General features: G+C 67.5%; 12 protein-coding genes and 1 other RNA gene. 9 read left to right on the top strand and 4 right to left on the bottom strand.

Going from position 1 to position 10564, the window contains the following annotated elements; genetic code table 11:
- A partial coding sequence (locus FV233_RS25920) for a CHASE3 domain-containing protein (protein WP_147899230.1) occupies positions 1-855 on the bottom strand: 855 nt, incomplete at its 3' end.
- Between the two features lie 228 nt (positions 856-1083).
- Here FV233_RS25920 and ssrA point away from each other — a divergent pair.
- The 7 genes from ssrA to FV233_RS25885 all read left to right on the top strand — a co-directional run bounded on the left by ssrA (position 1084) and on the right by FV233_RS25885 (position 7548).
- Positions 1084-1255: a transfer-messenger RNA gene (gene ssrA / locus FV233_RS25915) on the top strand.
- 453 nt (positions 1256-1708) lie between these two features.
- The gene (locus FV233_RS25910; RefSeq protein ID WP_238261272.1) at positions 1709-2521 is read left to right on the top strand and encodes a transporter substrate-binding domain-containing protein; all 813 of its coding nucleotides are present in this window, start codon (positions 1709-1711) and stop codon (positions 2519-2521) included.
- A gap of 16 nt (positions 2522-2537) precedes the next feature.
- On the top strand, positions 2538-3281 hold the full coding sequence (locus FV233_RS25905; RefSeq protein ID WP_147899229.1) for an amino acid ABC transporter permease: 744 nt from the start codon (positions 2538-2540) through the stop codon (positions 3279-3281).
- Between the two features lie 47 nt (positions 3282-3328).
- Positions 3329-4060, top strand: a complete 732-nt coding sequence (locus FV233_RS25900) for an amino acid ABC transporter permease (protein WP_238261274.1) — start codon at positions 3329-3331, stop codon at positions 4058-4060.
- A gap of 17 nt (positions 4061-4077) precedes the next feature.
- The gene (locus FV233_RS25895; RefSeq protein ID WP_147899228.1) at positions 4078-4872 is read left to right on the top strand and encodes an amino acid ABC transporter ATP-binding protein; all 795 of its coding nucleotides are present in this window, start codon (positions 4078-4080) and stop codon (positions 4870-4872) included.
- Complete coding sequence (locus tag FV233_RS25890) at positions 4872-6206, top strand: MmgE/PrpD family protein (RefSeq protein WP_147899227.1); 1335 nt, start codon at positions 4872-4874, stop codon at positions 6204-6206. The genes FV233_RS25895 and FV233_RS25890 overlap by 1 nt, the downstream gene beginning before the upstream one ends.
- A 40-nt stretch (positions 6207-6246) precedes the next feature.
- Complete coding sequence (locus FV233_RS25885; RefSeq protein ID WP_147899226.1) at positions 6247-7548, top strand: LLM class flavin-dependent oxidoreductase; 1302 nt, start codon at positions 6247-6249, stop codon at positions 7546-7548.
- 377 nt (positions 7549-7925) lie between these two features.
- On the opposite strand, the gene FV233_RS25880 is transcribed toward FV233_RS25885, so the two are convergent.
- From FV233_RS25880 to FV233_RS25870, 3 genes are all read right to left on the bottom strand, one after another.
- Positions 7926-8351 carry a type II toxin-antitoxin system VapC family toxin gene (locus tag FV233_RS25880; RefSeq protein WP_147899225.1) on the bottom strand — a complete coding sequence of 142 codons (426 nt, stop codon included), beginning with the start codon at positions 8349-8351 and terminating at the stop codon, positions 7926-7928.
- Positions 8348-8596 carry a plasmid stabilization protein gene (locus FV233_RS25875; RefSeq protein ID WP_147899224.1) on the bottom strand — a complete coding sequence of 83 codons (249 nt, stop codon included), beginning with the start codon at positions 8594-8596 and terminating at the stop codon, positions 8348-8350. Before FV233_RS25875 ends, FV233_RS25880 begins: the two co-directional genes overlap by 4 nt.
- A gap of 404 nt (positions 8597-9000) precedes the next feature.
- Entirely contained in the window at positions 9001-9213 is a 213-nt protein-coding gene (locus FV233_RS25870; protein WP_147899223.1) for a hypothetical protein, read from the bottom strand.
- Positions 9214-9585: 372 nt separating this feature from the next.
- Here FV233_RS25870 and FV233_RS25865 point away from each other — a divergent pair, with 372 nt between their 5' ends.
- Complete coding sequence (locus FV233_RS25865) at positions 9586-9903, top strand: hypothetical protein (protein WP_147899222.1); 318 nt, start codon at positions 9586-9588, stop codon at positions 9901-9903.
- Positions 9903-10178 carry a hypothetical protein gene (locus tag FV233_RS25860; RefSeq protein WP_147899221.1) on the top strand — a complete coding sequence of 92 codons (276 nt, stop codon included), beginning with the start codon at positions 9903-9905 and terminating at the stop codon, positions 10176-10178. Before FV233_RS25865 ends, FV233_RS25860 begins: the two co-directional genes overlap by 1 nt.
- Positions 10179-10564: the final 386 nt, after the last annotated feature.

Here is a 10564-nt window from a genome sequence, read left to right as displayed (position 1 = left end):
CTGCTGCTGCGCCGAGGCGCGGATCTCGGCCGCCGCCGCGTTGAGGTCGGCGGTGGCCGCCCGGCTCGTGCGGGCGAGGTCGGACAGGTTGTCCACCATCGCGTTCAGGGTCCGCCCCAGGCGCGCGATCTCGTCGCGCCCGCCGGAGCGCAGCCGGCCGGACAAATCGCCCGCGCCGACCCGCTCGACGAAACCCATCACGGCCCCGAGCGGCCGGACGATCAGGCGGTTGATGGCAATCCCGATTCCGGCGCAGATCAGGAGCGTGATCAGGGTGCCGCCCCACAGGGCGAGGCTCTCGTTGCGCTCGGCCCGGGCGACGCGCAATTTCAAGGCGACCCGGCGGGCTTCCTCGGCGGTCTCGATGGCGCCGAGCTTGGCCCGCACGGTGTCGAACAGCTGCTTGCCCGCGCCCTCGGCCTCGATGCGGATCGCCTCGGGCCGGGTCGCCGGGTCGGCTGCGCCCTTGATCGCCGCCTCGCTGACCTCCGTCTGCCAGGTGCGCGCCGCCGTGGCGGCGTCGGCCAGGAGCCGCGACGCCGTCGCGTCGGTGCCGATCAGGAGGCCGAGGCGGTTGATCGCCGCGTCCAGGGCCGGCCGTCCCTGCCGGTAGGGTTCGAGGCTGCCATCCCGCCCGGTGATCAGGTAGCCGCGCAGCCCCGTCTCCTGGTTGAGCATGGCGTTGCGGAACGCGTCGAGGCCGCGGATCGTCTGGTTCGACCGGTCGAGGACGTCGTTGGCGTCCTGCAGTTGCCCGCGGGTGACCAGGACCGCCCCACTGCTGAGCACCGAGACCAGCGCGATGACGCCGATGGCGGCGCCGAGGGTGCGGTTGAGGCCCAACGTGTTCGGCATGCTCGACTGATCCCTGCCCGGGCTTGCGGACGGCCGCGCGCGGCCGCGGCTAGCGATGGCGGGTAAGCCCATAACGCCCAAACCCCGCCTGTGCGAGCGACCGGCGGCGACAGCGCGCCGCCCTCCCCGGCGGGCGGCCCCGGTACATCGGCGCGGCGGGCCGTGATCCCGCACGAACCAGTGGACCTTCCGGCGCACACGCGGTAGAATGCCCGGGAGGTTGATGACCGGTTCATAATAACGTTTCAGGACCCGGGGGCGGTACCCGGCGCCTCCACCAGAAACATCCTGACCGGTGGTTTTCACGGGGCAGCGCAGACGGCCCTCATCGGGCGCCGATTGCGGTCAGGGTGTTTCTGCTGGGGGCGAAGTTAGGTTCGACTGGACGGTAAAGGGACCGCGAGTTCTACCCTGTTTCGGCAGGATAAGATGCGATCTTCGGTAAGGACTCGACCGGTTCGGCGCAGGCAACCCCTGTTCCGGGCACCTGACCAAAACTCTAAATGCCAACGATAACGTTGTCATGGATGCCCGCCTCGCGGCGTAAGCATCTTGCGGCAGGGCAGCCGTAGAAACAGAACCCGGGGCTTCGGCCCCGGGGCCCACCTTTTTCCTTCCTCGCGACGATCGACGACGCTCGGTGGCCAGGCCGTGGGCGGTCGACGCGCGTCCGGACGCCCGGATCACGCCCCGTCGACAGCAGTGAAGACTCGTCCGGGCGCGGGCGAGACTTCGGCGGCTCGGCGCATTCCGGCTTTTCGCGCGTCCACGTCCCCCGTATGGATGAGCCCGCCTCGCGCATCACACCGGAGCCCTCATGGCGCGCACCTCGTCGTTGAAATCCTGTCTCGGCATGCTCGCCCTGGCCTCCCTCGGCATGGTCGCGAGTCGGACGGCGCAGGCGGACGCGACGCTCGACCGGATCAAGGGGCGGCAGAAGTTCACGGTCGGCATCATCCTGTCGGGTGCACCCTTCGGCTACATCGATCCGCAGAGCCGGGCCGAGAAGGGCTTCAACATCGACCTGGCGAAGGCGTTGGCCGAGAAGCTCGGCGTGAAGGTCGAGCTCGTCACCGTCACGCCGCCCAACCGCGTGCAGTTCCTGCAGCAGGGCAAGGTCGACGTCCTGATCGCCAACATGCAGTTCACCGAGGATCGCGCGAAGATCATGGATCACGTGCAGACCCCGTACGACCGGGCCGGCGGTGCCGCCCTCGGCCGCAAGGACAGCGGGATCAAGGACTGGGCGGACCTGAAGGGCAAGCCGGTCTGCATCTCGCAGGGCTCGAACTACGCGCAGCCCCTGGCCGACACCTACGGCGCCGAGGTGAAGGGCATCCCCAGCCAGCCGGAATCGATGCTCGCGCTCCAGGGCGGCAATTGCGTCGTCGCCGTCCACGTCGCGCCGACGATCAAGCTGCTGCTCGCCGACCGCCCGAACGAATGGAAGGACTACGCCATCGTCATCCCGACCGAGCTGGAGCCGGCCGACTCGGTGATCTGGCTGAGGAAGGGCGAGCGCGACACCGGCGCGGCGCTCGACGCGGCGGTGCGCGACCTCCATGCCTCGGGCGCGATGCTGGAGATGGCCAAGGCCAACCGCCTGGTCGATCCGACCTTCCTGGAGGAGGCGCGGCGCAAGTACGCCGCGCCCGCCAAGCCTTGACCGCGTCGCTGCCGGCATGATCGACCAAGCCGTCCGGGCCTTCATCGCCCTCGCGGGCGAGGTCGGCCTGCACTACGATTTCCTCCTGAGCGCGTCCGAGGTCCGGCCCTGGATCGCCGGCATGGGCACGACGCTCCTGCTCGTGCTCCTGGCGATCCCGCTGAGCCTCGCCGCCGGCGTGGCCTTCGCGGCGGCCCTGACCTCGGGGCGGCCCTGGCTCGCCGGCCCGGTGCGGGCCTATGTCGAGCTCACCCGCAACACCCCGACCCTCGTCCAGCTGATGTTCGCGTTCTTCGCGCTCAACATGCTGCTGTCGAAGGCGCTCGGCGGCGCGGCGAACAACCCGTTCACGCCGTTCTTCTGGGTGGTCGCGGTGACCGGGCTCCACATCGCCGCCTTCCACGCCGAGGCGTTGCGCGGCGGGATCGAGGCCGTGCCGGCGGCCATGGTCGAGACCGCCCACGCCATCGGCTTCTCCGCTTTCGAGGTCCTGCGCTACGTGACGCTGCCGCTGGCCCTGCGCACGGCGATGCCGGCCGTCGTGAACAACCTGGTCAACCTCGTGAAGCTCACCACCATCGGGTCGGCGATCGCGGTGGGCGAGGTGACCTACGCGTCGATCATGATCTGGACGCAGCGCGACAACGTCCTCGAGCTGATGATCGTGATCCTGCTGTTCTTCGGCCTGATCAACACGGTGCTGTCGCAGGTCGGCCGGTACGTGGAGCGTCGCCTCGCCGTCCCGGGATACGGCGTGTGAGCACCGCCGCGCTCCCCGCGCGAAGCCGCGCCACCCTCGGTCCGGCCCTGGCCTGGCTGGGCCTCGCCGCCGCCGGCTTCCTCCTGTGGTTCGTGCTCGACGCGCGGCTCGCCCGCGACCTGCTCGACTGGCTGCCCTACCTCGCCTCGGGCTTCGCCATGAACATCCTGATCAGCGTGCTCGCCATGGGCGCGGGCACGCTGGCGGGCGTCACGCTGGGGGCAATGGAGCTGTCGGCCGCGCGGCTCGTGCGAGCCCCGGCGGTGGCCTACGTGCAGGTGTTCCGCAACGCGCCGCACCTCGTGCTGATCTTCGCCACCACCTACATCTTCCCGTTCGAGATCGTGGTGGCCGGCACCTACCTGCCCTTTCCCGACTGGCTGAAGGCGGTGTTCGGGCTCGCGATCCCGGCGAGCGCCTACGTGGCCGAGATCGTCCGCGGGGCGATCCAGTCGGTCCCGACCACGCAGTGGGACGCCGCCAAGGGCGTCGGCATGTCCCGCGGGCAGACCCTGCGCTGGATCATCCTGCCCCAGTGCCTGCGCCGGGCGCTGCCGCCCTGGATGAACCTCTACGCCTCGATCACCATGAGCACGGCGCTGGCCTCCCTGGTCGGCGTCCACGAGCTGCTGCACGCGGCCACCGACGCGAGCACGGCGGTGCGCCGCGACGACTTCACCATCGCGGTCTACCTCACGGTGCTCGCTGCCTTCTTCCTCTTCTGCTTCCCGATCTCGCGCCTGACGCGGCGCCTCGAACGCCGCCTCGCCCCGCGCTGAAAGCCGATCGCCGCCCCATGGCACAGGATTCCAACCCCCGGCCGATCCTCGTCGAACTGCAGGACGTCCACCTGTCCTTCGGGGCGGCCGAGGTGCTCAAGGGTATCGATCTCACGGTGGCGAAGGGGGATGCGGTCTCGATCATCGGCCCGTCCGGTTCGGGCAAGTCCACGATCCTGCGCTGCATCAACGGCCTCGCCCAGCCGCAGGCGGGGCGGATCACGGTGGCCGGCACCCGGGTCGACACCCTGCGCACCGAGGCCGAGCGGATCGCCCTGCGCAAGCGCATCGGCATCGTGTTCCAGCAATACAACTTGTTCCCGCACCTCACCGTGATGGAGAACATCACCATCGCGCCGAACCGCATCCTCAAGGTGCCGCGAGCCGAAGCCGAGGCCCTGGCCCGCGACCTGCTCGCCCGGGTCCGCCTCGCCGACAAGGTCGCGGCCTATCCGGGTGAATTGTCCGGCGGCCAGCAGCAGCGCGTCGCCATCGCGCGGGCGCTGGCCATGCGGCCGGACCTCGTCCTGTTCGACGAGGTCACCTCCGCCCTGGATCCCGAGATGGTCGGCGAGGTGCTCGCCGTGATCCGGGAGCTGGTCCGCGACGGGCTGACCAGCATCCTCGTCACCCACGAGATGCGCTTCGCCGAGGAGATCAGCGACACGATCGCGTTCACCGAGAACGGCCGGATCGTGGCGCAGGCGCCGCCGGCCGAGCTGTTCTACCGGTCCGGCAATCCGCGCATCCGCCAGTTCATCGGCGGCTTCCAGGGCTATCGGGACGCCGTGCAGGACCGGGAGGGGATCTGATGCCGAACCCGCGCACCGCCGCCCTCGCCGAGGCGATCGTCGCCGCCCGCCCGGACGCCGATCCCGCCGCCATGATGGCTGCGCGGGTCGCGCTGGTGGACTTCCTGGCCTGCGCGCTGGCGGGCAGCACCGACCCGTCGCTCGCGACGTTGCGCGGCGTCTTCGGCGATGCGCCCGGCCGCGCCCTGGTGATCGGCTCCAGGCAGCCGGCCGACCCGTTCCTCGCCGCCCTCCTCAACGGCCATGCCGGCCACGTGCTCGATTACGACGACGTGCATGCCGGCGTGCGCGGCCATCCGACCACCGTGATCGTCCCGGCGCTGCTCGCCGCCCTCGACCCGGACGCACTCCCCACCGCGGTCGCGTTCCTGGCCGCCTACCTGGTCGGGCTGGAGACGATGGCGCATCTCGGGCGCGCGATCGGCCCCGCCCATTACGAGCGCGGCTTCCACGCCACCGCCACCCTCGGTCCCCTCGGCGCCGCCGCCGCGGTCGCGCATCTGCGCGGCTTCACCCCCGGGACGACCGCGATCGCCCTGGGGCTCGGCGCGACGCAGGCCGCCGGGCTGCGGCTGCAATTCGGATCCGACGCGAAGCCGCTCCATGCCGGGCTCGCCGCCCGCAACGGCCTGGCGGCGGCTCGCCTGGCCGAGGCCGGCCTGTCCGGCGCCGACGACGGCCTCGATGGCGCGAACGGGTTCCTGCAGGCCTACGGCTTCGGCGAGGCGGCGCCCGAGCGCGTGCTGGAGGATTGGGGCGCCCCCTGGCAGATCGTCCGCCCCGGCCTGACCCTGAAGGCGTTCCCGTGCTGCACGGCGGCTCATCCCGTGGCGGTGGCCGGCCTCGCCTTCCACCGCGAGGGCATCCGCGACTTGGCGCGGGCGACGATCACCTTCCCGCCGGGGGGCGACGCCGCCCTGGTGGTCCGGACGCCGCGCACCGGCATCGAGGCCCGGTTCAGCCCGGAATACATCCTGGCCGCGGCCCTGGTGGACGGGGCGGTGCGGATCGATCATTTCGACGCGCGTCCGGTCCGCCCCGACCTCGCGGCGCTGGCGGCGCGGGTCGAGCGCCGGCACGATCCGTCCGCCCGCCGCCTCTCCTCGGACCCGAGCACGCGCTTCGTCGTGGTGGAGGTCACGGACGGTCAGGGCCAGTCGCGAAGCCGGCGCATCGACGGCCTGCCCGGGCTCAAGGATCCCGACGACAAGTTCCGGGACGCGACCGCCGGTTCGGAGGCCTTCCGTCCGGTGCCCGACCTCGTGCGCAGCATGCACGACGGAAACGATCTCGCCCGCCTCCTCGGCCTCCTCGCGCAACCGCGGCAGCCGTAAGCATCCCGGCCGCCCCCGAACTCCATCCGTGAGCCCGCCCATGACGACGACCCCGCGACAGATGCATCTCGGCCTGTTCCTGCAGGGAGCCGGCCATCACGTCTCGGGCTGGCGCCACCCGCGCGCCGAGGCCGGCAGCGAGAATTTCGACCTCCTGCGGCGGGTGACGCAGATGGCCGAGGACGCCAAGTTCGACATGGTGTTCCTCGCGGACGGCCTCACCAGCGCCGTCGATGCCCACCCGTCGATGATCGCCCGCTTCGAGCCGCTGACGCTGCTGAGCGCCCTGGCGATGGTGACGCGCCGCATCGGCCTCGCGGCGACCTCCTCGACCACCTACGGCGAGCCCTACCACACCGCCCGCGCCTTCGCGTCGCTCGACCATCTGAGCGGCGGACGGGCGGCGTGGAACGTCGTCACCACCTCCTACGCGCGCACCGCCGACAACTTCTCGAAGGAGCATCCGGCGCATGACGAGCGCTACGCCGTCGCCGAGGAGTTCGTCGACGTAGTCTGCGGCCTCTGGGACAGCTGGGACGACGACGCCTTCGTGAAGGACAAGGCGCGCGGCATCTACGCCGACCCCGCGAAGGTGCGGGTGCTCGACCATGCCGGCCGCTACTTCCGTACCAAGGGCCCGCTCAACATCCCACGTTCGCCGCAAGGCCACCCGATCCTGATCCAGGCCGGCTCGTCCGGCCCGGGCCAGGATCTCGCCGCCCGCAGGGCCGACGTGGTGTTCACCGCCCAGCAGACCATCGAGGAGGCACAGACCTTCTACGCCAGCCTCCGGCAGCGCGTCGCCGGCTTCGGCCGCGATCCCGCGACCGTGGCGGTCATGCCGGGCATCCTCCCGGTCATCGGTCGGACGCTGGAGGAGGCGAGCGCGAAGCTGATCGAACTCGATCGGTGGACGGAGATCGCCAAGGCGATGCCGCTGTTGGAGGAGCGTCTCGGCCATTCGCTGGCAACCTACGATTTGGACGGGCCGCTCCCGGACCTCCCGATCTCGGATCAGCTGCGCAGCCGCGCCGAACTCCTCACCGGGCTGGCCCGCCGGGAGCGGTTGACCATACGCCAGCTCGCCCTGCGGGTGGCAGCGGGGCGCGGCCACCACATGATCGTCGGCACGGCGACGGACGTCGCCGACCGCATGCAGGCTTGGTTCGAGGGCGGGGCCGCGGACGGCTTCAACGTGATGCCGCCCTTCTTCCCCGAGGGGCTGAGCGATTTCGTCCGAGAGGTCGTTCCGCTGCTGCAAGAGCGCGGCCTGTTCCGGAGGGAGTACACGGGAACCACCCTGCGCGCGCATCTCGGCCTGTCGAGGCCGGAGCCGCGGTAAATCCGATCCGTGCGCTTGCGGTCCGCGCCCGTCGTTTGCAAGCGCGTCGGCTACCTACGGGTGAGCCGCGAACGCTCGGCGAGTCTCACCGCTTCCGCGGTCGACGCCTTGCCGCGGCCAGTTAGATCAAGACTGAGTCGAGGGGGCGATGCGCCGTAGCGCGATCCGCCACGATACCGTTTTCCCTGCACGAGGGAAAAGTACAGGGATTTTGGGCCTGACAGCGTACGCTATCAAGCGCTGACCACATGAACCTGCAATACCCCACGATCGCCGAAAGATCTCAGCCGAATAGCGGCTCCGCCGATTATCTCCCCGTTTCAGCGCTTGCGGATCCAATGGGAGTGGGACGGGTACGTGGCGGTGCGCTGGATGGCTCAATTCGGCGTCATCCATGGATCTACAACAACGATCCCGCAATCGACAAAGTCTCGCACGTTACGGGTCGCCAAACGCGCGCCGCGGGAGGCGGTAATTGCAGCGATTTGACCGTCAATCTGCGAGATTGGCTGCCCAGCTCGGCGTCGGCTGGCCGCGATGTCCGCGTAGGCCATAGCCGCATCTTGATCGAAGCTCAGGATACGGCCGGCTAACTCGACCTCGAAAATCGGCTGAGCTGCTGCGAACAGATCGTCGCGACGGCGCCCCTCCGGTAGCAATGATAGGCCGTAGAAGATCTCCGCCTGCGTGAGAGTTGTGGTGAACAAGCCGGCCGAGGGTTGAGCCGCAAACCATTTCAGGACGAGTATTGTTGGCCTCGCTCGCATCAACTCTGAGAGGACGTTAGTATCGAGGATGATCACTCTTCGAACCCAATGGGCTCACGGCTCGGCTCCCGCGGTGACTCCGGTAAATCGACCCCTCCAAGCGCGGCGAAGCGCTCATGAATTGATTGTCCGACGCTCGTGGGGCGTGGGATCTCGGTTGAGAGCGCCGAGCGAAGGATATCGCGGGCCTCGTCCTCCATTGAGCGGCCGTTGATGGCGGCGCGGACCCGCAAGCGGGTTTTAATCGCCGCGTCGATGTTCCGGATGGTCATCACCGCCATGGCGAACTCCGTTAGTCATTGACTGCAAATTAGCGTCTGCTGAAGGAGCAGACAAGGTATCCCTGTCGAATGATGGCCGATGTCATTAGCCGCTCCTTTTGCTCTCCTGGAATGTAAAGCTGCGCTACGATTTGGACAGGGGAAATGCGGCGACGGCATGCGTATCGCAGCACGGCCACGGGGAGCCGACTATGTCGACGCATTTTCCTAACTATACGAGTGGATCAATCAAGTATGTTTGTTTAATCGCGGCTGCACGTTAGCTAATAGGGAGATTAATTTTAAATTTTTGGGCGATTCAGCAGCATGGACATCAAATAGCAAGCTACCGATTTTTGAGCTGGCGAGCTTTTCTTGTAGAAATTGTTTCACCAAGCCAGGATTGACGGCAGGTCTGCCTAATCTCAGACTTGAATATCTACGACCCGCCTCTGCGATGGTGGAGACAGATGTCTACCCTCCCGCTGCTGCGCCCCAGTCTCGCTGGAGCGCGCGATTTCGACCGAGACGGTGTGCCGCCCTTCCCGATGATCGAGCGCCGCATCAGTGCGGGCCGACTGGAGCATTTCCGTCGCGCGCATGACGCCAACGGTGTTGATCGAGGCGGTGATCGTCATGGCCCAAGCGTCCCCCACACCGGATAGGACCATGAGATCGGTGTGGGGGCGATTTCGCAAATGCGATCAATTTGATAGATCTGCCGTGAGCTACAGCTGGGCAACCAGCGGATCTCCCGAATATGGAAGCCTGATCCGACCGCACCGTGCTGAAGGCGCTTTCCCACCAAAATGATTCGATTGAACCGTGATCGAGTTGCCGTCGGGAGCGGCCTGCGCAAATTAATGCGTCGGAATGCAGCTCGGATAGGTGCCGGAATCCGGTTCGTCGCGATCAGGTTAAAGGCCCGGGATGTGTCTGCGATTTCGCGAACCGCCCGAGGGGCGAGCCGAGGCATCGCACCAACACCGGGAAGCGAAGGGCTAAGTGACGTGACGGACACCAATGCACCGCCGGACAAGCTGGCCGAGGTCGCTGGCTTGGCGACGGCGCTGGCCGACCGCATGCTCGACCAGCACGTCGAGGGCACGACGATTCAGCCGAAGCAATTTCATATGCTCGTTAAGGCCACTCGAATGTTGCAGGACAACGGTGTGGCATGGCCACCGTCGGTGGAGTTGGTCTTGATGCAGATCGCCAAGCGTGCCGAGCAAGCCGAAGGGTTTGTGGCGAGCACGGAGTCGGGGGCGCGCGGCGATGGTGTCGTGGTGCACATGACCCAGTTTCTCGGCGACGTTAAGCGATCCTGATGGGGCTGGTCGTGGAAGACGGGGATCGCGACTTCGAGCACTCCGCTCTATCTGGCACGTTCACCCACGACGGTGAGACGGTGGACGTGGAGATCTATCGGTTCGCGGGGACGCAGGATCCCTGGCAGCTGGCGGTCGTCCACATGGCGAGTGGCAGCACCGAGTGGCAGGAGCGCTTCGCAACCGAGCAGGATGCCTACCGCGCCTTCATGGAGGCCGTGGAGAGAGGCGGTCTGGCATCGTTTGGCTCTGGCATCGGCAGGGTGGTGCATTGACCCTGTCTAGCGTTTGCTGATGACTGCGGGCTCAGTATGGGTCTTCGCGGCCACGCCCGGTCGCGCTTACGAGGCTCGGCCAGGGCAGTCCCGTCGAAGCTTCAATGGTCGAGAGGCACACCCCTTCACTTGTCGGCGTATTTCCCCGTTGACGTGTGGCCAGTGTGTTGCTTCGGTCCTCGAGCGGTGAGCATCAGCAGGATTGCGGGCTTTGATGAAATAGCTTCTGAACGAAGTGCCTGACAGCAGTTTATTAGGTGCCGCATTCTTCGACGAGGAAAGGAAATTTGGTTCTGATATCTTCGTCGAATCTGCCCCAAATATAGACCTTGCCTTGACCCGCGTCGGTAATTGATAGTCTATCTTTTTCTTTATTCAAGATGCAG

This window comes from Methylobacterium sp. WL7, from assembly GCF_008040085.1.
Lineage (GTDB): Bacteria > Pseudomonadota > Alphaproteobacteria > Rhizobiales > Beijerinckiaceae > Methylobacterium > Methylobacterium mesophilicum.
This window is presented reverse-complemented; position numbering and strand designations above follow the sequence as displayed.

Bases quoted from the DNA above. Each gene is read 5' to 3' on its own strand.
- FV233_RS25870 (WP_147899223.1), bottom strand. From the start codon at position 9,213: ATGACGATCACCGCCTCGATCAACACCGTTGGCGTCATGCGCGCGACG.
- FV233_RS25890 (WP_147899227.1), top strand. From the start codon at position 4,872: ATGCCGAACCCGCGCACCGCCGCCCTCGCCGAGGCGATCGTCGCCGCC.
- FV233_RS25885 (WP_147899226.1), top strand. From the start codon at position 6,247: ATGACGACGACCCCGCGACAGATGCATCTCGGCCTGTTCCTGCAGGGA.
- FV233_RS25895 (WP_147899228.1), top strand. From the start codon at position 4,078: ATGGCACAGGATTCCAACCCCCGGCCGATCCTCGTCGAACTGCAGGAC.
- FV233_RS25860 (WP_147899221.1), top strand. From the start codon at position 9,903: ATGGGGCTGGTCGTGGAAGACGGGGATCGCGACTTCGAGCACTCCGCT.
- FV233_RS25905 (WP_147899229.1), top strand. From the start codon at position 2,538: ATGATCGACCAAGCCGTCCGGGCCTTCATCGCCCTCGCGGGCGAGGTC.
- FV233_RS25875 (WP_147899224.1), bottom strand. From the start codon at position 8,596: ATGGCGGTGATGACCATCCGGAACATCGACGCGGCGATTAAAACCCGC.
- FV233_RS25910 (WP_238261272.1), top strand. From the start codon at position 1,709: ATGCTCGCCCTGGCCTCCCTCGGCATGGTCGCGAGTCGGACGGCGCAG.